Consider the following 19,405-nt stretch of genomic DNA (forward strand, 5'->3'; position numbering starts at 1 on the left):
GCCTAATTGCCGTTGAGCACGTAGCCCACCTGCACCTGAAACGCCGAGTTGCGCACCTCTGGATTTGTAAACTTGACGTTGGGGTCGCGGTAGGGCTTGAGGACTTCGGCCTTGCCTTCGCCGCTCTTGTAGGCCTGGCTGAAATCGCCGGTGTAGCGCGCGCTCAGGCTCAGCGCGTTGCTGAAGCGGTAGCCCACGCCCAGCACGTAGCCAAACGTCGTCGTGTTCATGTCGGCGGTGGTGTTGTCGACCGTGAAGCACGGCAGTTTGGTGCGGGGCGAGTTGATGTCGTTGCGGGTGGGGCCGGCCAGCACCACGGTGGCTTTGTCGCCGCTCACCTCGCCGCGCTGCGAGAGCAGGAAGCTCACCTGCGGGCCGGCTTCCAAGAAGAACCCGGCGCCGTCGCTCGGGCCCACGTTGTAGCGCAGCAGCACCGGCACGTCGAGGTAGTTCAGCGTTTGGCTGTACGTGCCCGAGCCCTTGCGGCCGAAGGCGTTGCCGTTGGTCAGAAACACCGTTACGTCGCTGTTGTCTTCGTTGTAGCTCAGTTTGGTGCCCTTCTGCGAAAACAGCACTTCCGGCTGTACCGAAAGCTGGTCGGTGAGCCCAAGGTTGAGGGTGAGGCCGGCGTTGAGGCCGAATTTGTTAGTCGTGGCCGTGTTGTCGGTACCGGTGTAGCTGGCCAGGTTGGCGCCTGCTTTCAGGCCAAACCGGGGGCCGCTCTGGGCTTGCGCGGCCGTGCCGGCGGCCAGCAGCAACAAGGATGGTAGAAGGATGCGTTTCATATAATTTGAAAAGGGAAAGAGTGAGAATGAAGTCCCGAAGCTACGCCTGAGCGCGTTCACGGAACACAAAAAACCCCGGCCTTGCACGCAAAGCCGGGGTTTTCATTGTTGAGCTTCGGGAAGCTTATTTGCCGCCGAACATGAAGCCCACGTACAGCTGGAACGCGTTGTTGCGAATCTTGGCTGCGGTGGTGCCGCTCTGCTCCTTGTCGATGCTGGTGATGCCGCCGTTGTAGCGCAGGCCAATCATCGGACCAGTTTCGAGCTTGTAGCCCAGGCCCACGGCGTAGCCGAAGTCCACGGTGTTGAGCTGGTCTTTCACGTCCACGTCGTTGGTGCCGTCGGTGGCTTTGGCCGAGGCCAGGAAGCCCACCTGCGGGCCGGCTTCGAAGAACAGGCCGTCGGCGTTGTACTGCAGCATCACCGGCACGTCGATGTAGTTGAGGTTGATTTTGTTTTTCGAGTTGTCCGAATCAGCAGCGCCCTTCATCGAAAACAGCACTTCGGGCTGCAGCGACAGTGCGTCGCCGAAGGCCAAGTTGGCCAGCACGCCAGCGTTGAGGCCTACCTTGTTGGAGAAGCCCGAAGCATCGGGACCACCCAGGGTAGTGAGCGAAGCGCCGGCCTTCACGCCGAACGAAGCCTGAGCCGAAGCCGTGGCAGAAATACCGGCCACCAGGGCCAGGGAAAGGATAACTTTTTTCATTGTTGCTGAGAAAAAAAGTGAGAATGAAATTAAAAATGCGGCGCAAAGCTACGGGGAAACTTCATTGAAATAACAAATTATATTAATTTCAGCATTAGTTTCCTTATGCAAAGAAAAGGCCCGGCGTCCACATGGACACCGGGCCTTCCCGAAAAAGAATACGCAGAAGCTTATTTGCCGCCGAACATGTAGCCCAACTGTACCGAGAATACCCGGTTGCGCTGCTGGTCGTTCACGTCGTTGTCTTTGCCCACGCTGTTGATGTCGCCGTTGAAGCGGCCTTCAATGCTGAGGCCCGACTCGAGCTGGTAGCCCACGGCGGCCACGTAGCCCAGGGCAACGTTCTGGTAGGCGTCGTTGTCGAGTTTGATTTCGTTGCCGTCGCCATCCGACAGTTTCACCTTGGCCAGGTAGCCAATCTGCGGGCCGGCCTGCAGGAAGGGGCCTTTGCCGTCGGCGAGGGTGTAGCGGAACATGATGGGCAGCTCAATGTAGTTGAGCTTGAAGTTGTAGTCGCTGTTCTTGATTTCGGTGCCCTTTTGCGAGTAGAGCAACTCGGTTTGGAGCGACAGGGACTCGGAGAAGCCGAAGTTGGCGGCCACGCCGCCTACGGCGCCGAACTTATACTTGGCATCTTCCACGCCATCGCCGGAGAAGGTGGTGTAGTTTACACCGGCTTTGAGGCCGAAGCGAGTAGACTGGGCGTTGGCGGCGGCGGCAGTACCGGCCAGCAGTGCAAGAGAAAGCGCGAGCTTTTTCATAAGGGCAAAGGGATAGTGATAATAAGGAATGGGAGAAAAGGCGGCGTACGTAAGCCGTAAACCGAGCCGTATACCGTTGCCGGCCACCAGAGGTTGCCAAAATTCTGTACGTGTTGTGCCTTTTCGGCCGTGGAGTGCTGCGGGGTGCTATTTTTGAGCTTCAACCGTTCGTTATGGTTTTGTCATCTCCATGCCTGCGCCGCTGGAAGCAGGCGGCTTTCCTATGCCTAAGCGGCTTTGGCGCGCATGCGCAGGATGCGCCCGCTGCCCCGGCCGAGGCCCCGCGCATGCCGCTGGTGGTGGGGGCCTACGCGCAGGGCAGCATCATCATGGCGCACACCTACGCCATTCGGCACCTGGTGGCGTCGCATCCCACGGGGTTCGAAATCAACCTGCAGCGCCAAACCACCGGCGCCGCGCCCTGGCACGGCTGGTACAAGTTTCCGAAGGTGGGTTTGGCCCTCACGTACTACGACTTTCACAACCCCGTGCTGGGCTACGCCTTTGCGGCCAGCCCCTACATCAGCAAATCGTTTTCGCGGGGCGAGAAGCACGATTTTAGTTTCCGGCTGGGCACCGGGCTGGCTTACCTTAGCAACCCCTACAACCAGGAAACCAACCACAAAAACACCATTGCCAGCTCGGCCCTCAACGCCACGCTGCAATTTCGGTTTGAGTACGACTATGCCCTCACGCCCCACCTGGCGCTGCTGGCCGGCGTGGGGCTGAACCACTTTTCCAACGGCGCCACCACTAAGCCCAACTTCGGCGTGAACCTGCCCTCGGTGGTGCTGGGCCTCAACTACCACGAGCAGCGCCACCCCGTGCAGGTAAACCCCTACGCGCCGGCGCCGGAAGACGTAGGCCACGTTTTTTACAACGTGAGCACCAGCCTGGGCTTCAAGCAGCGCACCGAAGGCGACAAGCAGAAGTACCTCGTGAACTCGGTGACGCTGGCCGTGGGCCGCCGCATGAACCGCAAGTCCAACCTGCTGCTGGGCGTGGAGGGCTTCAACGACCGCAGCCTGAAAGCCACCCTCGACGATACCACCCGCGCCGGCCTCAAGCAGCCCGACGTGAAAAAGGCAGGCGTGTTTATTGGCCACGAGCTGCTGTTTGGCCGCCTGGCGTTCGACTCGCACCTGGGCTTCTACGTGTACGCGCCCTACAAATCGAGCACGCCCTACTACGAGCGCCTGGGCCTGAAGTACCACTTCACCGACCTGCTGTTCGGTGCCATCGACCTCAAGATTCACCGCGGCGCCGCCGACGTGATAGAGTTCAAAGTAGGGGCGAAGCTGTAAGGCAGTTTATCTGCAGGGCAAGGCGTTTCAGCAGTTGAATCGGACAGTTGGGAGTGTTTTTTTGAGGTACAGAGGAGCGCACCTGCCATCTTTCGGCCGCGGTAAATCATTGCCCGCGCCGACTGCTATGGACACCTTCTTTCTGGTCAACCGCTACCTGCACATCACGGCGGGGTTTATTGGGTTTTTTGTGGCGCCCGTGGCGCTGGCCGTGCGCAAGGGCGGCGCGGCCCACCGCCGGTGGGGGCGGGTGTTCTTCTGGGCCATGGCGGTGGCTGGCATCTCGGCGCTGGTGGGCGCCCAGCGCATTCACAGTCTGTTCTTGCTGCTCACGGCGGTGTTTAGCCTCTACATGGCGTGTTTTGGCTACCGCTCGCTCTACCTCAAGCACCTGGCCTGGGATGCCAAAGTGGCCCCGTTCGACTGGGCCGTGGCCGGCGTGGGCCTACTGGTGTTCGTGGGCACGGTGGGGTATGCGTTCGTGGCCGGGAACATTCCGGTGGGCGTGTTTGGCGGCATAGGCGCCATGACGGCCGCGCGGCAGCTGCGCGGCTACGCCAACGCCGGGCACTGGAACAAAATCCAGTGGCTGCGCAACCACATTTCGGGCTTCCTGGCTTCCTACATCGCGGCCGTGTCGGCCTTTTCCGTCACCAGCCTACGCTTTATTCCCTTTCCCTACAACTTTCTCTGGCCCACCTTGCTGGGGGTGCCGGTCATTGCGTGGTGGCAGCGGCGCGTGAGCGCGCAGAAGGTCAAGCTGGCACCAAGCTCCGGTTTATCCGGCTCACCAGCGCCGGCCCTTCGTAAATGAAGCCGGTGTAGAGCTGAATGAGCGAGGCCCCCGCCGCCAGCTTTTCCTGAGCATCGGCCGCCGAGTGGATGCCGCCCGCCCCGATAATGGGCAGCGCCCCGTCAGATTTTTGGTGTAAGTAGCGAATGACTTCCGTGGCTCGCGCCCGCAGCGGCCGCCCGCTCAGTCCCCCCGCACCCAGCGAAGCCACGTAGTGCCCGTCGGTGTGCAGCTGGTCGCGGCTGATGGTGGTGTTGGTGGCCACCAAGCCGCTCAGCTGCGTTTCGCGGGCTATTTCCAGAATGTCGTCCAGCTGTGAGTCGGTGAGGTCGGGCGCAATTTTCAGCAGCAGCGGGCGCGGCGCGGGGCGGCGCTGGTTGCGGGCCTGCACTTGCTGCAGCAGCTCAATCAGGGGCTTTTTTTCCTGCAGCTGGCGCAGGTTGGGTGTGTTCGGCGACGACACATTGACCACGAAATAATCGACTAGCTCCGCCAAGGCGTCGAAGCAGGCCACGTAGTCTTCTGCCGCGCGCTCGTTGGGCGTGTCCTTGTTCTTGCCAATGTTGCCCCCGATGATGAGCTGGCGGTTGCGCCGCCGGGCCAGGCGCGCCGCCACGGCCGCGGCCCCTTCATTGTTGAAGCCCATGCGGTTGATGAGGGCCTCGTCCTGCGGCAGCCGAAACAGGCGGGGCTGCGGGTTGCCGGGCTGCGGCCGCGGCGTCACCGTCCCAATTTCCACGAAGCCAAAGCCCAGTGTGGCCAGCTCGTCGGTGAGGGCCGCGTTTTTATCGAAGCCCGCCGCCAAGCCCACCGGGTTGGGGAATTTCAGCCCAAACACCTCGCGGGCTAAACTGGGGTGCTGAAAATCGTAGAGCCCCCGCAACAGGGCCTGAGTGCCTGGCACGCGGGCCGCGCGGCGCAGGTTGTCGAAAACCAGGTGGTGGGCGCGCTCGGCGTCGAGGTTGAAGAGGAGGGGTTTGACCAGCGCTTTGTACATGGCAATTTATCCGGCCCAGCCTTCGCGGTCGAGGCTCCGGTACTGAATGGCTTCGGCTAGGTGTTGAATGTGAATGTCGTCGGTGCCGGCGAGGTCGGCAATGGTGCGGGCCACTTTCAGAATCCGGTCGTAGGCCCGGGCCGAGAGGCCGAGGCGCTCCATGGCCGTTTTGAGCAGCGTGCGGCCCTCCTCGCTAATGGCGCAAATGTCCTTCACCATCTGCGGCGGCATCATGGCGTTGGAGTGGATGTCTCCGTAGTCGGCAAAGCGCGTTTCCTGCACCGCGCGGGCCTTGTCAACGCGCGGCTGAATGTCGGCGCTGGTTTCGGCCTTGCGGGTTTCCGTCATCTGGTCGAAGGTCACGGGCGTCACTTCCACGTGCAGGTCGATGCGGTCAAGCAAGGGGCCGGATACTTTGTTCAGATACTTCTGCACTACGCCGGGGCCGCACACGCACTCCTTCTCGGGGTGGTTGTAGTAGCCGCAGGGGCACGGGTTCATGCTGGCTATCAACATAAAATTGGCCGGAAACTCAATGCTGACCTTGGCGCGTGATATGGTCACGCGACGCTCTTCCAGCGGCTGGCGCATCACCTCCAGCACCGTCCGCTTGAATTCGGGTAGCTCGTCCAGAAACAGCACGCCGTTGTGCGCCAGCGAGATTTCGCCGGGCTGCGGGTTGCCGCCGCCGCCCACCAGTGCCACGTCCGAAATGGTGTGGTGCGGGCTCCGAAACGGCCGCGTGCTCAGCAGGCCCCCGCCGCCCAGCTTGCCCGCCACCGAGTGGATTTTAGTGGTTTCCAGCGCTTCCTGCATGCTCAGGGGCGGCAAAATGCTGGGCAGGCGCTTGGCCAGCATGGTTTTGCCGGCGCCGGGCGGGCCTATCATAATCACGTTGTGGCCGCCGGCGGCCGCTATTTCCAAGGCCCGCTTGATGTTTTCCTGGCCCTGCACGTCGGCAAAGTCGGCCGTGTATTTGTTCACCGAATGCTGGAACAGGTCGCGCGTGTCCACTTTGGTGGGCGCAATGTCGAGCCGGCCCTCGAAGAAGTCGATGGCCTCCTGCATGCTCCCCACCGAAATCACGTCGAGGTTGTTCACAATGGCCGCCTCTTCCGCGTTTTCTTTGGGCAGAACGATGCCCTTGAAGCCCTCCTTACGGGCCTGAATGGCAATGGGCAGTACGCCCTTGATGGGCCGCAGCTCGCCATCGAGCGCCATTTCGCCCATGATGATGTACTCCGGCAGGCGTTCCGTATTCAGCTGCTGCGAGGCGTGCAGAATGCCCAGCGCGATGGGCAAGTCATACGCCGCGCCCTCCTTGCGGATGTCGGCCGGCGCCATGTTCACCACGGTTTTGGTGCGCGGCATGCGGTAGCCGCGAAACTTTAGCGCCGCCTCAATGCGCTGCTGGCTTTCCTTGATGGCGTTGTCGGGCAGGCCTACCACGTTAAACCCCGTGCCGGCCGAAACCACCACCTCAATGATGATGGTGTAGGCATTCACACCTTGCACGGCCGAGCCGAAGGTTTTGGTAAGCATGGTAGAGAGAAGTGGGACGATGAGAAGCGAGAAATGAGCCAATTAGGCCGTGAACTGCCAAGTGCCTTCACAAACCTACTAAGCATCCTGCTGATATCTCACTTCTCATTTCTCATCGTCCCACCTCTCAAATCACCAGCTTCTCAATCAGCAGAATCAGGATGTGAATCACTTTGATGTGAACCTCCTGAATGCGGTCGGCATACCCAAAGTGCGGCACGCGAATCTCCACGTCGCTGAGGCCAGCCAGCCGGCCGCCGTCTTTGCCGGTGAGCGAAACCACTTGCATGCCGGCTTCTTTGGCGGCCTCGGCGGCGCGCAGGATGTTGGGCGAGTTGCCGCTGGTGCTGATGGCCAGCAGCACGTCGCCGGGCCGGCCCAGGGCCTGCACAAAGCGGCTGAACACAAATTCGAAACCGTAGTCGTTGGCCACGCAGGTCATGTGCGAGGCCTCGGTGAGGGCGATGGCGGCCAGGGCGCGGCGGTCGTTGCGGTAGCGGCCGCTGAGCTCCTCGGCAAAGTGCTGGGCGTCGCAGAGGCTGCCGCCATTGCCGCAGGTGAGGGCCTTGCCGCCCTGGCGCAGGCTGGTGGCAAAGACGTCGGCGGCGGCGGCAATGCGGGCCAGGTTTTCCGGCTCGGCCAGAAACTGGTCGAGCACGGAGCGGGCCTCGCTGAGCTCGGCGTGAATGAGGTCGGTGAGAACGGAATTGGGCACGGGGGGTATTCGGGGTTAGGCCAGCGGCGGGCGCTCAGCGGGCGGCGTGTTGGTCAGGCTGGGGTCGCTCTGCGGGAAGGTGGGTTGGGGCAGGTGGTCAGAAGTCCGGTTTTCGGTCAGGCTCGCGGTGCCAGCGGCCTGGCTTTGGGTGGGGTGCACGGTGGTGTGCTCGGTGTTCACCCGGCCGTCGATGGTGCGGGCGCTGGGCACGCCCACGGGCGGCACGGCGCGCTGCTGCTGGTCGTATAGCTTGGCTTTCAGCTCGTTGATTTTGTTTTCGTGCTGGCTCACCGAGCGGCGCAGCAGCACGCTGTCGAGGTTTTCGGTGATGAGGTGCAGGGCCAGCAGGCCGGCCCCAATCAGAAACAGGGTGTAGTAGAAACTGCGCTCTTGCTCCAGGGCCGACAGGCCGCTGCCCATGCCCATCACGGACGTGCGCACGGCGGGGGTAAGAACGAACAACACCGCCAGCAAGAGGTAAACCATTACGGCAACGGTAACAATGCGTTTGAGGGCGAGCATGGCGAAAAAGGTTGGTTTAAGGCGAAAGATAGGGTTTTCCGGGACGCCGGGTTTCGGCCTTGTACGCGAAAACAACCAGAACGGCACGCCGGGCTCTCGCGCTGACTACACCAGGGCCGCGTTGGTTTGCATCGAGCTCAGGCGCTGGTACACGCCGCCCTCGCGCCGGATAAGCGCGTCGTGGGTGCCGCGCTCCACGATGCGGCCGTGCTGCAGCACCACGATTTCGTCGGCGTGCTGCACCGTGCTCAGGCGGTGGGCAATGACGAGCGAGGTGCGGTTTTGCATCAGCCGCTGCAGGGCCTCCTGCACCAGCTTCTCGCTTTCGGTGTCGAGGGCCGAAGTGGCTTCGTCGAGAATGAGAATGGGCGGGTTGCGCAGAATGGCGCGTGCAATGCTCAGGCGCTGCCGCTGCCCGCCCGAAAGGCGCGAGCCCCGGTCGCCAATCACCGTCTGGTAGCCCTCGGGACTGGCCACGATGAACTCGTGGGCATTGGCAATGCGGGCGGCCTCCATCACCTCGGCCTCGGTGGCGGCGGTGTTGAAGCGGATGTTGTTGAAAATGGTGTCGTTGAACAAGATGCTTTCCTGCGTCACGATGCCCATCTGGTCGCGCACCGAATGCAGCGTGCAGGCGCGCAGGTCGTGGCCGTCAATCAGAATCTGGCCCGCGCTGGGGTCGTAGAAGCGGGGCAGCAGGTCGGCCAGCGTGCTTTTGCCGCCGCCGCTGCCGCCCACCAAGGCCACCGTCTGGCCTTTTTTGATGGTCAGGTTGATGTCGTGGAGCACGGGCGTTTCGCCGTAGCTGAAGCTCAGGTTGTGGAACTCGATTTCGTGCTCGAAAGGCGGCAGCACCGCCGCGTCGGGCCGGTCGCGAATGGCGGGCTCGGTGTCGATGATGCTCAGCACCCGCTCGCCGGCCACCAGCCCGCGCTGGATGTTGCCGAAGGAGCTGGACAAGGCCTTGGCCGGCGTAAGCACCTGCGAAAACAGGATGACGTAGCCGATAAACGTTTCGCCATCGAGCGTCGACTGCCCGCCCAAAATCAGCGTGCCGCCGAAGTACAGCAGCCCGGCCACCACGCTCACGCCCGCAAACTCTGAAAACGGCGAGGCCAAATCCCGGGTGTTGTCGATGCTGCGCGAGGTGCGGGCGTACTGGTCGTTTTCCTCTTCAAACTTGCCCTTGATGTATTCCTGGGCATTGAAGGCCTTGATAACCCGGATGCCGCCCAGCGTCTCGTCAATCACCGACAGCATGGTGCCCAGCGTTTTCTGGCTTTGCTTGGCTTGGGTGCGCAGCCGCTTGGCAATGGTGGCAATGATGCCGCCGGAAATGGGCAGCAAGACCAGCGTGAACAGCGTGAGCGGCACCGAGATGTGAAACAGCACCAAGAAATACGCCACAATGGTGAGCGGCTCCTTGATGACGGCCGTGAAGGTGTTCACCACCGAGGTTTCCACCTCCTGCACGTCGGCCGTGAAGCGCGACATCAGGTCGCCCTTGCGCTCGCCCGAAAAGAAGCCCAGCTGCAAGCCAATGATGCGGTGGTACAAATCGCGCCGCAGGTTCCGGATAACGCGGGCCCGCACTTTGGCCAGCAGCCGCAGGCTCAGGTAGCGAAACACGTTGCTGAAGAGCACCGACGCCACCACCACGCCGCACACAAAGGCCAGCGCCCCCATCTTGCCGTGCGTGGTCAGCACGTCGGCGAAGTAGTAGTTGAACGTGTCCGTGACCCACTGAATAGTGGGCGTGAAGGCGGGCAGCTGGCTGGGCGCTTTCAGCGGCACCTTGTCCGTTTTGTCAAACAGCACCTTCAGCAGCGGAATAATCAGCGTGAAGTTGCCGATGCTGAAAAAGATGGTCAGCACCGTGTAGAGCAAATACTGCGGCAGAAAAGACAGCAGCGGCCGCGCGTACTGCAGGATGCGCAAATAGGTTTTCATACCCTGTTAAAATTCGTGCAGGCGCTGCGCGATGTTCCAGCGCAGGGCCAGCGAGGCGTAGGTTTCGTTGCCGTTGAAAGCGGGCGTGAACGAATACGTTTGGCGCCGGGCAATGAGCTTGGCGTCGAGGAACAGGTTGAGGCGGGGCTGGTAGGTGGCCGTAAAATCGGCGTGCAGCAGGCGGCTTTTGTTGCCCTGAGCGGTTTTGTTGCCGTATTCGCTCACGCGGGTGTTGTAGGATTTGAGCACATTGCCGCCGTAGTTGTCGCCCTTCACGTCGCCAATGGATACATCCAATCCCTGCTCCGAGTAGAAGGCTTTGCCCACCAGCATGAGGCGGGGCAGCGGCTGGTAGCTGAGCACGCCCAGAATCTCGGCCAGGTTGGCGCCCATGGGGTGGGCGAGGGGCTGCTGGTAGTGCTGGTAGTTGGTATAAATGTCCTCGTGCTGGTAGGTGTAGGGCCGCACGTAGTTGAATTCCACCTGCAGGTCGAGGTTGCGCAGGCCGGCCACGTCGATGTACTTGCCGCCCAGCTGGAAAGCCTGCTTGTTGCCCCACCAGCCATTGCCGGCGCGCACTTCGCTGATTTTGAACTCATCGAGCACCAGCTGGCCGTAGAGTTGGGCCGTGTGCGCAATGTTCCATTTGAAATCCAGGCCCAGAATGGCGTTATCGGCCGAGCCCACCTGCTGCTCCACCGCGCGGTAGAAGATAACCGGGTTCAGGTACTGCAGCTCAAAGCCCTTGCGCTGGCGCACAATTCGGCCGTTCACGATGGTGCTGTCCACGCCGCGCCCACCCAGGATGGTGCTCTCAAACACCCCAATGTTGAAGTTCGGCGTCACGTCGAAGCTGAGGTGGTGCAGCGCCATGTACTTTTTGGGGTACACTTGGTCGTCCTGCTCTTTCTGGGCCGTGAGTTCGGCAAACAGGTTCTGGTAGTTGAATTTCCAAACCCGCGTGTTGATTTTCAAGAAGAAATACGGCGTGCTGTAGTCCGAGAGAATGAGCGAGCGGTAGCCGTTGCCGATGAAGTTGCGGTCGTGGGCCAGCTGCAGGTTGATGTGCTTGCCGGCTGCGTAGGTGATGCCGCCGCGCGCCGTGAAGAAGTCGTATTGGTCGGGCTTGTTCTTATAATACTTCCAGAAGCCCTCGTGCGGCACGATGTTGTCGCGCTGAATGCGCGTCAGCACGTAGCCCGGCACGGCCTCCTGGTTGTCGGCCAGAAAAGTGTAGAAGCCCAGCTTCTGGTCGATGGTGCCTTCCAGTTGCACGCCGCGGGTGTTCACGTAACGCAGGCCGCTCAGCTGGCTATCCTTGCCGGCTTCGAGCAGCAGCACCGGGTTCACGCGCAGCGTAAAATCTTCGGTCTCGACGTGGTAGAGGTCGGTTTGATTGCGGTAGAAGTAGGTGAGGAACGGCTGCGGGCTTTGGTTGCTGGCCGCGCCGCGGGCGCTGTTGGCCCAGTTGTCTTTCAGCAGGTATTGGGCGTTGAAGCGGTCGGCGCGCGAGAGGCTGCCGCCCGAGCGCGTGACGCTGTCGCCGGACAGCAGGCGCTCGCCCAACCGGGCCACCGCGGCGCGCGTGTAGGGCCGCACGCTGGTGTGCGGGTCGTTCAGCGAGTCGGGCCCGAACTTGATGGCGTACCGGTCAATCAGCCGGTAGGTGTTCACGTCCAGGGGCACGTAGTTGGCGCCTTGGGTGGTTTTGCTGGGCTTTGCCGGCGGGGCATCGGTGGGCGGCACGGGCTGGTCGAACACCATCCACGGCGATTTGGCTTCCGGGGTGGAGGCGGGCGCCGGCGCCGGAGGAGTGGGGTCGGTTTGGGCCGCCACGGGGCCCGCCAATAGCGCCAATCCGGCGCACAGCAGCAGAGATTTATGCATAAATAGAGATAGGACGCCTGATAAGCGGAACGGCGGGGCCATACACTGGCCACGGGCGGTAATTTCTTAACAAACCTACGCAGCAAGGCGTTGGCAAGGGCGAAGGGCCCCGTGCGGCAGCCCGGTTCGCGCCACCCAACCCGTGCCCGGACGTAAGACGAATTAGACGGCGGTTTCTTGTCCGCCGCCGCTTTTTGTGCCAACTTCGGGGCCCAGCCGGGCTCTGTCTCCCAGCGTCATCCCCCAATTCTTCTTCGCATGGCCACATCCCCGCTTTCCACTTCCGCCAGCCCCGCCGACCCCCAGGGCACCGCCGCCGCCGAGGCGCAGGCCAACATCCACGTGGTGTGCGCCGAGCCCAGCATCGCCAACCACTTCCTGGCCGAGCTGCGCGACAAAGAGGTGCAGAAAGACAGCCTGCGCTTCCGCCGCAACCTGCAGCGGCTGGGCGAAATCATTGCCTACCGCATCAGCGCCCACCTCAGCTACACCGAGCAGACTATCCAAACACCCCTGGCCGAAACCCGCGGCAAACTCCTGCACGATTTTCCCATCCTGGCCACCGTGCTGCGCGCCGGCCTGCCGTTTCACCAGGGCTTTCTGAATTATTTCGACCAGTCGCCCAGCGCCTTCGTGGCCGCCTACCGTATCGAAGGCACAGCCCAGGTGCAGGTGCAGGTCGACTACCTCTCGGCCCCCAGCCTCGACGAGCGGGTGCTCATCCTGGCCGACCCCATGCTGGCCACCGGCAAAAGCCTCGTGCAAACGTACCGGGCCATGCTGCGCTTCGGCACGCCGCGCCAGGTGCACATCGCGGCCGTCATTGCCTCGCCCCAGGGCCTGGCTTACGTGGCCCGCGAAATCCCCGAAGCCAACCTCTGGGTGGCCGCCATCGACGAAGGCTTGAACGAGCAGGCCTACATCGTGCCCGGCCTCGGCGACGCCGGCGACCTGAGCTACGGCAGCAAGCTGTAGCGGCGGCCGCGGTTCAAAATCCTTTCCACGCTTTTGAACCCTGGCTCTTCGAAATGGGTATCTTTGCCACGCGCCCACCCCGCGTTTGTTGCCCCTTCCACCGCCTGCCTTTCGTCATCCCGTGCTTCATCCCGCCGTTAAATGCGCGTCCGTGTTCTTGTTGAGCACGGTGAAGTTTTTGGGCGGCCCGTTGGCCGGCACTTCCATGGGGCTGCACTTCTGGCCCACGCTGGCCCTCACCGTGGCCGGCATGATGACCAGCGTCTTCATCTTCTCCGGCGTGGGCCGCGCCTGGATGCAGCACCGGCAGAAGCAGCGACGCCTGCGCCGCGAGCCCATTTTCACCAAACGCTCGCGCAACATCATCAAGGTTTTCCGCAAGTTTGGCATGGGCGGCATTGCCTTCCTCACGCCCATTTTGCTGTCGCCCATTGGCGGCACGGTCATCGCCACGCTGCTGGGCGTGCCGCGGCAGCGCATCCTGCTGCACATGTTCCTAAGCGCGGTGTTCTGGGGCTCGGCCCTCACCTTCGCCAGCATGCACTTCGGGCACTTGTTCCACCACGGCAGGTAGCTGGCTGCTTCCAAGGCAGTATCTTGGCCAGATACTACCTAATGGTACTCTTATGAAATGCATCTTTCTACGTGCATTGTTGGCAACGCTTGCGCTGGTTCTTGCCACAGAAGCTTACGCCCAGACGGCTTTGAAATTTGATAAACGGTTTGTGGAGTGTGAAGACAAGTGGGTTGCGCTTCGCGGCAAGCCCGGGGAGTCCTACTCCTACGGCTTTGTTTATCTGGACTCGCAGGCGGGTTTCACCATGCAGGCAGTTGGCAGCTTTACCATTGATGCACAGGGGAAATACAAACCTTCTCCTTTGGAACATAATGTAAAGGTCCGTCTCCAGCCAAGCCAGGTTCAAGTAGCGCTTATTTCGCCGGATAAGCTACGCGAACTCAGCGTTGAATCCGTGCCTGATTGGCTCAAATTTTATAAGACCGACACCACTTCGGCTGCGCATTATTACCGGTGGGGCTTCACTTATAATGTCTGGGATTATCCGACTGGGGCAGTTAAGTTTTTAGAAAAGGGATATCAGGTTGACCCTACATATAAGAACCTTGGTCTAGAGCTCGGTTATACGTACAATGCTATTAATCAGTACGAAAAGGCGGTTACGGTATTGCGCGCTGCGCAGAATTACTCTGATGATAAATGCTACTTCTATAAAGAATTAGCTTATGCGCAAATGCACACCAACCAGTTAGCTAATGCGGCTAAAACTGCGAAAGAAGGCATTTCAAAATGCGGTGATAAAGCCTTGCAAAGCGAAATGGCCTATAACGTCGCTTACCAGTATTACCTCTTGAAAGACAGAGCGAATTTCGAAGCGTGGGCTAGAGAAACTGAGAAGTGGGCCGTCAAAGACGATGTGTTTATGGTAAACCTCGGCAGAATGAGGCGAAATGAGATTTGACTTATCATTCAAAAAAAAGGCCTCTGAATTTAGCAGGGGCCTTTTTTGACGTTCTAAGCTTTAACGCCCGCGCCGCTTCAGCGCCTTCACGCCGGGGTTCGAGCCGCCTTTCTTGCCCACAAAGGCCTTGGCGCCCTTGCGGCTCTTTTTCTGGCCTTCCACGAAGGGCTTGCCCGTGCGCTTGTCGATGGTCACGCCGGGTTTAATCCATTCTTTGCGCTCGTGGAAAGCGCCCTTGAATTCGGGGTCCAGCTTTTTGCGGCGGTCGTCGAGTTCGCGGCCCATCTTCTGCTTTTCCTCAAAAGGCGTTTCCTCCACCTTCACTTCCTCGGGCAGGGGCAGTAGCTCAATCTGCTGGTTGATGAGCTGCTCGATTTCGCCAATGTGCACCATTTCGGCCTCGTTGGCGAAGGTGATGGCCGCCCCGATGTGCTGCGCCCGGCCCGTGCGCCCGATGCGGTGCACGTAGTCGTCGTGCACGATGGGCACGTCGAAGTTGATGACGTGCGTCACCTGCGGCACGTCGATGCCGCGCGCGGCCACGTCGGTGGCCACCATGTAGCGCACCTCGCCGGCCCGAAACGCGTCCATGCTGTTGATGCGGGCGTTCTGGCCTTTGTTGCCGTGAATCACGCGCACCTCGCCGGCCGGCGCCTTGCGCTCCAGGAAGTGGGCCACTTGGTCGGCGTGCTCCTTGGTGCGCGTGAAAAGCAGCACCCGCGTCATGGTTTCGGCGTCGCGGTGCAGCAGGTAGTGCAACAGGTTGATTTTGGTGAGCAGGTTGGGCGCCTCATACAGCACCTGGCTCACCGTGGAGGCCGTTTTGGCCGGCGGGCTCACCTCCACCCGCACCGGAAACTCCAGGAATTCCTCGCTTAGCGTGGTCACGCGCTCCGGCATGGTGGCCGAGAACAGCGCGTTTTGTCGCTTGCGCGGAATAATTTCCAGAATGCGCCGAATCTGGGGCATGAAGCCCATGTCCATCATCTTGTCGGCCTCGTCCATCACGAAGGTTTTTAGGTCGGTGAGCCGCACGGCGCCCTTCAGGTAGATTTCCAGCAGCCGGCCCGGCGTGGCCACCAGCACATCGAGGCCCTGGGCAATGGTTTCAATCTGCGTTTTAGGCCCCAAGCCGCCGTAAATGGCGAAAATGCGCAAGTCGGTATTCACCGCCAGCGCCTTCAGGTGGGTCTCAATCTGCATGGCCAGCTCGCGCGTGGGCGCCAGCACCAGCGCCCGCGGGTTCGTGCCCTGGGCGTATTTCACCTTCATCAGTAGCGGCAGGCCGAAGGCGGCCGTTTTGCCGGTGCCGGTTTGGGCAATGCCCAGCACGTCGTGCCCCGCCAGCAGCAGCGGAATGGTTTGCTGCTGCACCGGCGTGGGCTCGGTGAAGCCAGCGTCGGCCACGGCCGAGAGCAATTGTTTGTTGAGCTTGAAATCGTTGAACGACGGGGCAGTGTTGGGTTCCATTCCGCAAAGGTCAGGCTTTTGTGGCGCGTTTTCCTTCGGCATCAGAAAAGAACGTCCTGCGGCGCGCAGCCGAAGCCTCTCCACCGCCTCATTGCAGCGGTCTTGATTACTACTGCGGTAGAGAGGCTTCGACTGCGCGCCGCACGATGTTCCTGAACGAAGAGCAAACGCATCAGCAGAACTTTTTTTGTCGATTCCCGCTTCTTTTTCTATCTTTGCCCCACCAAAACAAACACGGTAGATATAGCTCAGCTGGTTAGAGCGTCGGATTGTGATTCCGAAGGTCGTGGGTTCGAGCCCCATTATTTACCCTCCAAAAACGAGTCCCCGGAGAATTATCCGGGGACTTTTTTGTTGCTTGTTTTAACACCGTTTTAATGCGGAGCTAATTTCGACCGTTTTTACTCACCACACTTTTCATCCATGAGTCTTCTCGTCATCGGCAGCGTTGCGTTCGACGCCATCGAAACGCCTTTCGGCAAAACCGATAAAATCATCGGCGGCGCCGCTACGTACATCAGCCTGTCGGCTTCCTATTCGCTGAAAGCGGTGAAGCTGGTGGCCGTGGTGGGCGACGACTTTCCGCAGTCCGACATCCTGCTGCTGGAAGAGCACGGCGTCGACACCGAAGGCCTGCAGGTAAAGCAGGGCGAGAAGTCGTTCTTCTGGTCGGGCAAGTACTCCAAGGACCTGAACTCGCGCGAAACGCTCGTGACCGAGCTCAACGTGCTGGCCGATTTCGACCCCATCATCCCGGATTCTTACCAGGACTGCAAGTACCTCATGCTGGGCAACCTGGCCCCGCAGGTGCAGCGCCTCGTCATTCAGCGCCTCGTGAACCGGCCCAAGCTAATTGTGATGGACACGATGAACTTTTGGATGGACATTGCCCTCGAAGAGCTCATCGCCACCATCGAAATGGTGGACGTGCTCAGCATCAACGACGAAGAAGCCCGTCAGCTTTCCGGCGAGTACTCGCTGGTGAAGGCCGCCAAGAAAATCCTGGCCATGGGCCCCAAGTTCCTCATCATCAAGAAGGGCGAGCACGGCGCGCTGCTCTTCCACAAAAATAAGGTGTTCTACGCGCCGGCCCTGCCGCTGGAAGAAGTATTCGACCCCACCGGCGCCGGCGACACGTTTGCGGGCGGCTTCATCGGCCACCTGGCCGCCACCGACGACATCAGCTTCGAAAACATGAAGCGCGCCGTGATTCACGGTTCGGCCATGGCCTCGTTCTGCGTCGAGAAGTTTGGCTCGGAGCGTCTGCTCAACCTCACCGACGAGGAGGTGGAAGCCCGCGAAGCGCAGTTTGCCGAGCTGGTGAAGGTGGTGCCGGCCGCGGCCGCGGCCAACGTGCCGGCGTAGGTTCTCGAAGGCAACTTTTTGGCGGCGGAGGGGTACAACTACTCATCTTCCACTCAACCACCTTCCGCCATGGGACACGCCAAGAAAGACACCGACTTGCAGAATGAAAAAACGTCTGTGAACCCGGCCGCCAATACCAAGAAGAAAAGCACCCAGGTGCAAAGCCCGAACACGATGGACGTTTCCGCGCACGGCAACACCACCGACGGCAACAGCGCCGGCCACGGCGTCGACAACATCCGCAGCAACCCGCAGGGCAACCGCCCCATGTCGGTTGGCGGCGGCAAAGGCCCCGGCAAACAGGGCAATTAGCAGCTGCTGCATCTATAGAAAAGGCCCCGTCGGATTCGTCCGGCGGGGCCTTTTTATTAATCAATCATCCTAAAACTCCCACCCCAGCCACTGCTGATACCCGCGCCGCTGGGCGGCGTCGGCCGTGTCGAGCTTGTCGATGGCGTAGCGCTGGCCGAAGCTGACGCCGGGCGTGGCGGACAGCCGCACGGTCAGCAAGCGGTTTTGGCGAAATACGCTCACCTCAAACTCGGCCGCGCCGCTGCTGAGCAGTGACTGCAGGTTCATGTCGACGCGCCGGCCGTTGATGGCCACTATCTCGTCGTCGACGGTCAGGGCCGCGGCGGCCGGCGAGCCGGGCCAGATGGCCGTGACTTCGGTGCGCTCGTTTTTTACCACGGTTCTAAACCCAAAAAGACCTTCGGAGGCCGAGGCGTTTTCGCCCACCAGCAGCTGGCAGCCCACGGTGTGCAGCACCCGGTCGAGCGGTTCCTGCAGCGGCGCCGTGCCGTAGATGAATTTGTCGAAATACGCGTGCATGTCGCGCCCGGCCACTTCGTTCACAATGCGCACGTAGTCGTCCTCGGTGTAGCCGATGCCGGTCTTGCCGAATTCCTCGTACAGGCGCCGCATCACATCATCGAGGCTGCGCGCGTGGCCCGAGAGCTGACGCAGGGTCAAGTCCAGAATCAGCGCCGCCAGCGCGCCTTTGTGGTACACCGACACCTTGCGGTCGGGCACGCCGTTTTTGTAGCCGTCCAGCCACAGGTCCATGCTGGCGTCGGCCAGGGAGAGGTTTTCGCAGCCGGCGTCGTCGTAGTGCTTGCGCAGCACGGTGTTCAGCTCCTCAAAATACTGCGCCGGTGTGCGCACGTGGCTGCGGGCCAGCAGGTACTCGCCGTAGTAAGTGGTGATGCCTTCGGCAATGAAGCAGGTGCGGAAGTAATTCTCGCGGCTATAGTCGTAGGGCTGCATCTCGGCCGGCCGGATGCTCTTGATGTTCCAAGTATGAAACAATTCGTGGCAGCTCACGCCCAGCAGCTCCTTATATAGCCCCTCGCTCATGATGAGCTCCGCCGGCCCCAGCGTAATCACCGTGGAGTTGTTGTGCTCCACGCCGTGGTAGTGCTTGTAGGGCAGAAACTGGTTCAGGAAATGGTAGTCGGCCACCGGAAAACCCCCAAACAGCTCCAACTGCACCTCCGAAAACGCCTTGAAATCGTGTAGCAGCTGCGGCCAGTTCACGTCGGCCTCGCCCTGCACCCACACGTGGAAGGGCAGCCCGCCGGCCTCGTATTCCTGATGCATGAGCGTGGCGCTGGCGATGAGCGGCGCGTCGGCCAGTTGGTCGAAGTTCTGCGCGCTCAGCACGTTTGGGCTGCTTTGGGGCAGTCCGCAGGCTATTTGCCAGCCTTCGGGAAGGGCCAGCGTCAACGCGCACTCTTCCTGCTGCCGCCCTTCGGCGTACATCAGCGCCTGCACCGGGTTCAGGTACAGCTGCGTCTCGTCGAGCCAGGAGCCGCCCGCGTCCATCTGGTGGGCGTAGAAGTTATAGCGCACCTGCACGGTGCGGCCGGCGGCGCTGGCCACCTCCCACCGGTCTTTGGTGAGCTTGCGGTAGGGGAGTGGCTGGTTGGTATTTGCGTCGAAAACCTCGACTTTCTGAATTTTCTGGGCGAAGTTTTGCAGCTCGTAGCGGCCGGGGCGCCAGGCGGGAAGCTGCAGCTCCAGTGGCGCGGTGGCCTCGGCAGCCACCTCCAGCGTGAGTTCAATCTGAAGGTAAAACGTGAGCGGGTTCTCGTAGGAAACGCGGTAGTGAATCATCGCCAAAACGGGTTAAAACGGCCTAAAGCTACGGCTCGCT

At 61.1% G+C, this 19,405-nt stretch carries 18 protein-coding genes and 1 tRNA gene; 8 read left to right on the forward strand and 11 right to left on the reverse strand.

Annotated features, from left to right (window positions below; all coding sequences use genetic code 11):
• Positions 1 to 2: 2 nt before the first annotated feature.
• The 3 genes from IC234_RS20585 to IC234_RS20595 all read right to left on the reverse strand — a co-directional run bounded on the left by IC234_RS20585 (position 3) and on the right by IC234_RS20595 (position 2,252).
• Positions 3 to 785 (reverse strand): porin family protein, encoded by a 783-nt coding sequence (locus IC234_RS20585; protein WP_190928425.1) that lies wholly within the window; start codon positions 783 to 785, stop codon positions 3 to 5.
• A gap of 124 nt (positions 786 to 909) precedes the next feature.
• On the reverse strand, positions 910 to 1,491 hold the full coding sequence (locus IC234_RS20590; protein WP_190928427.1) for a porin family protein: 582 nt from the start codon (positions 1,489 to 1,491) through the stop codon (positions 910 to 912).
• 170 nt (positions 1,492 to 1,661) lie between these two features.
• Positions 1,662 to 2,252 (reverse strand): porin family protein, encoded by a 591-nt coding sequence (locus IC234_RS20595; RefSeq protein WP_190928429.1) that lies wholly within the window; start codon positions 2,250 to 2,252, stop codon positions 1,662 to 1,664.
• A gap of 179 nt (positions 2,253 to 2,431) precedes the next feature.
• Between IC234_RS20595 and IC234_RS20600 the strand changes: the two genes are divergently transcribed.
• Positions 2,432 to 3,556 carry an acyloxyacyl hydrolase gene (locus IC234_RS20600; RefSeq protein WP_190928431.1) on the forward strand — a complete coding sequence of 375 codons (1,125 nt, stop codon included), beginning with the start codon at positions 2,432 to 2,434 and terminating at the stop codon, positions 3,554 to 3,556.
• A 127-nt stretch (positions 3,557 to 3,683) separates the two neighbouring features.
• The gene (locus IC234_RS20605) at positions 3,684 to 4,370 is read left to right on the forward strand and encodes a DUF2306 domain-containing protein (RefSeq protein ID WP_190928433.1); all 687 of its coding nucleotides are present in this window, start codon (positions 3,684 to 3,686) and stop codon (positions 4,368 to 4,370) included.
• On the opposite strand, the gene IC234_RS20610 is transcribed toward IC234_RS20605, so the two are convergent.
• The 6 genes from IC234_RS20610 to IC234_RS20635 all read right to left on the reverse strand — a co-directional run bounded on the left by IC234_RS20610 (position 4,312) and on the right by IC234_RS20635 (position 11,962).
• Positions 4,312 to 5,346 carry a quinone-dependent dihydroorotate dehydrogenase gene (locus tag IC234_RS20610; protein WP_190928436.1) on the reverse strand — a complete coding sequence of 345 codons (1,035 nt, stop codon included), beginning with the start codon at positions 5,344 to 5,346 and terminating at the stop codon, positions 4,312 to 4,314. The two genes, IC234_RS20605 and IC234_RS20610, sit on opposite strands and share 59 nt — an antisense overlap.
• 6 nt (positions 5,347 to 5,352) lie before the next feature.
• Positions 5,353 to 6,888 carry a YifB family Mg chelatase-like AAA ATPase gene (locus tag IC234_RS20615; protein ID WP_190928438.1) on the reverse strand — a complete coding sequence of 512 codons (1,536 nt, stop codon included), beginning with the start codon at positions 6,886 to 6,888 and terminating at the stop codon, positions 5,353 to 5,355.
• 127 nt (positions 6,889 to 7,015) lie between these two features.
• On the reverse strand, positions 7,016 to 7,603 hold the full coding sequence (gene lpcA, locus IC234_RS20620) for a D-sedoheptulose 7-phosphate isomerase (RefSeq protein ID WP_190928440.1): 588 nt from the start codon (positions 7,601 to 7,603) through the stop codon (positions 7,016 to 7,018).
• Positions 7,604 to 7,618: 15 nt separating this feature from the next.
• Positions 7,619 to 8,125 carry a hypothetical protein gene (locus IC234_RS20625; protein WP_190928442.1) on the reverse strand — a complete coding sequence of 169 codons (507 nt, stop codon included), beginning with the start codon at positions 8,123 to 8,125 and terminating at the stop codon, positions 7,619 to 7,621.
• Between the two features lie 105 nt (positions 8,126 to 8,230).
• Complete coding sequence (locus IC234_RS20630) at positions 8,231 to 10,075, reverse strand: ABC transporter ATP-binding protein (protein WP_190928444.1); 1,845 nt, start codon at positions 10,073 to 10,075, stop codon at positions 8,231 to 8,233.
• A gap of 6 nt (positions 10,076 to 10,081) precedes the next feature.
• Entirely contained in the window at positions 10,082 to 11,962 is a 1,881-nt protein-coding gene (locus IC234_RS20635) for a capsule assembly Wzi family protein (protein WP_190928446.1), read from the reverse strand.
• Positions 11,963 to 12,220: 258 nt separating this feature from the next.
• Here IC234_RS20635 and upp point away from each other — a divergent pair, with 258 nt between their 5' ends.
• From upp to IC234_RS20650, 3 genes are all read left to right on the forward strand, one after another.
• Positions 12,221 to 12,937, forward strand: a complete 717-nt coding sequence (upp, locus tag IC234_RS20640) for a uracil phosphoribosyltransferase (RefSeq protein ID WP_190928448.1) — start codon at positions 12,221 to 12,223, stop codon at positions 12,935 to 12,937.
• A 121-nt stretch (positions 12,938 to 13,058) separates the two neighbouring features.
• Positions 13,059 to 13,511 (forward strand): small multi-drug export protein, encoded by a 453-nt coding sequence (locus tag IC234_RS20645; protein ID WP_190928451.1) that lies wholly within the window; start codon positions 13,059 to 13,061, stop codon positions 13,509 to 13,511.
• Positions 13,512 to 13,563: 52 nt separating this feature from the next.
• Positions 13,564 to 14,415, forward strand: coding sequence for a tetratricopeptide repeat protein (locus IC234_RS20650; RefSeq protein WP_190928453.1), 852 nt, complete (start codon positions 13,564 to 13,566; stop codon positions 14,413 to 14,415).
• Between the two features lie 60 nt (positions 14,416 to 14,475).
• Here IC234_RS20650 and IC234_RS20655 read toward each other — a convergent pair whose 3' ends face one another.
• Positions 14,476 to 15,885 carry a DEAD/DEAH box helicase gene (locus tag IC234_RS20655; protein WP_190928456.1) on the reverse strand — a complete coding sequence of 470 codons (1,410 nt, stop codon included), beginning with the start codon at positions 15,883 to 15,885 and terminating at the stop codon, positions 14,476 to 14,478.
• A 236-nt stretch (positions 15,886 to 16,121) separates the two neighbouring features.
• On the opposite strand from IC234_RS20655, the gene IC234_RS20660 reads away from it, so the two are divergent.
• The 3 genes from IC234_RS20660 to IC234_RS20670 all read left to right on the forward strand — a co-directional run bounded on the left by IC234_RS20660 (position 16,122) and on the right by IC234_RS20670 (position 17,562).
• Positions 16,122 to 16,197, forward strand: a tRNA-His gene (locus IC234_RS20660).
• Positions 16,198 to 16,308: 111 nt separating this feature from the next.
• On the forward strand, positions 16,309 to 17,250 hold the full coding sequence (locus IC234_RS20665) for a PfkB family carbohydrate kinase (RefSeq protein WP_190928458.1): 942 nt from the start codon (positions 16,309 to 16,311) through the stop codon (positions 17,248 to 17,250).
• Between the two features lie 69 nt (positions 17,251 to 17,319).
• On the forward strand, positions 17,320 to 17,562 hold the full coding sequence (locus tag IC234_RS20670) for a hypothetical protein (RefSeq protein ID WP_190928460.1): 243 nt from the start codon (positions 17,320 to 17,322) through the stop codon (positions 17,560 to 17,562).
• 69 nt (positions 17,563 to 17,631) lie between these two features.
• On the opposite strand, the gene IC234_RS20675 is transcribed toward IC234_RS20670, so the two are convergent.
• Complete coding sequence (locus tag IC234_RS20675; protein WP_190928462.1) at positions 17,632 to 19,365, reverse strand: M61 family metallopeptidase; 1,734 nt, start codon at positions 19,363 to 19,365, stop codon at positions 17,632 to 17,634.
• Positions 19,366 to 19,405: the final 40 nt, after the last annotated feature.

The organism is Hymenobacter armeniacus (genome assembly GCF_014699055.1).
GTDB lineage: Bacteria > Bacteroidota > Bacteroidia > Cytophagales > Hymenobacteraceae > Hymenobacter > Hymenobacter armeniacus.

What these genes read in the sequence shown, in the direction of transcription:
- IC234_RS20585 (WP_190928425.1), bottom strand. Translation starts at nt 785, where the DNA reads ATGAAACGCATCCTTCTACCATCCTTGTTGCTGCTGGCCGCCGGCACG.
- IC234_RS20590 (WP_190928427.1), bottom strand. Translation starts at nt 1,491, where the DNA reads ATGAAAAAAGTTATCCTTTCCCTGGCCCTGGTGGCCGGTATTTCTGCC.
- IC234_RS20595 (WP_190928429.1), bottom strand. Translation starts at nt 2,252, where the DNA reads ATGAAAAAGCTCGCGCTTTCTCTTGCACTGCTGGCCGGTACTGCCGCC.
- IC234_RS20605 (WP_190928433.1), top strand. Translation starts at nt 3,684, where the DNA reads ATGGACACCTTCTTTCTGGTCAACCGCTACCTGCACATCACGGCGGGG.
- IC234_RS20610 (WP_190928436.1), bottom strand. Translation starts at nt 5,346, where the DNA reads ATGTACAAAGCGCTGGTCAAACCCCTCCTCTTCAACCTCGACGCCGAG.
- IC234_RS20615 (WP_190928438.1), bottom strand. Translation starts at nt 6,888, where the DNA reads ATGCTTACCAAAACCTTCGGCTCGGCCGTGCAAGGTGTGAATGCCTAC.
- IC234_RS20625 (WP_190928442.1), bottom strand. Translation starts at nt 8,125, where the DNA reads ATGCTCGCCCTCAAACGCATTGTTACCGTTGCCGTAATGGTTTACCTC.
- IC234_RS20630 (WP_190928444.1), bottom strand. Translation starts at nt 10,075, where the DNA reads ATGAAAACCTATTTGCGCATCCTGCAGTACGCGCGGCCGCTGCTGTCT.
- IC234_RS20635 (WP_190928446.1), bottom strand. Translation starts at nt 11,962, where the DNA reads ATGCATAAATCTCTGCTGCTGTGCGCCGGATTGGCGCTATTGGCGGGC.
- upp (WP_190928448.1), top strand. Translation starts at nt 12,221, where the DNA reads ATGGCCACATCCCCGCTTTCCACTTCCGCCAGCCCCGCCGACCCCCAG.
- IC234_RS20650 (WP_190928453.1), top strand. Translation starts at nt 13,564, where the DNA reads ATGAAATGCATCTTTCTACGTGCATTGTTGGCAACGCTTGCGCTGGTT.
- IC234_RS20655 (WP_190928456.1), bottom strand. Translation starts at nt 15,885, where the DNA reads ATGGAACCCAACACTGCCCCGTCGTTCAACGATTTCAAGCTCAACAAA.
- IC234_RS20665 (WP_190928458.1), top strand. Translation starts at nt 16,309, where the DNA reads ATGAGTCTTCTCGTCATCGGCAGCGTTGCGTTCGACGCCATCGAAACG.
- IC234_RS20670 (WP_190928460.1), top strand. Translation starts at nt 17,320, where the DNA reads ATGGGACACGCCAAGAAAGACACCGACTTGCAGAATGAAAAAACGTCT.
- IC234_RS20675 (WP_190928462.1), bottom strand. Translation starts at nt 19,365, where the DNA reads ATGATTCACTACCGCGTTTCCTACGAGAACCCGCTCACGTTTTACCTT.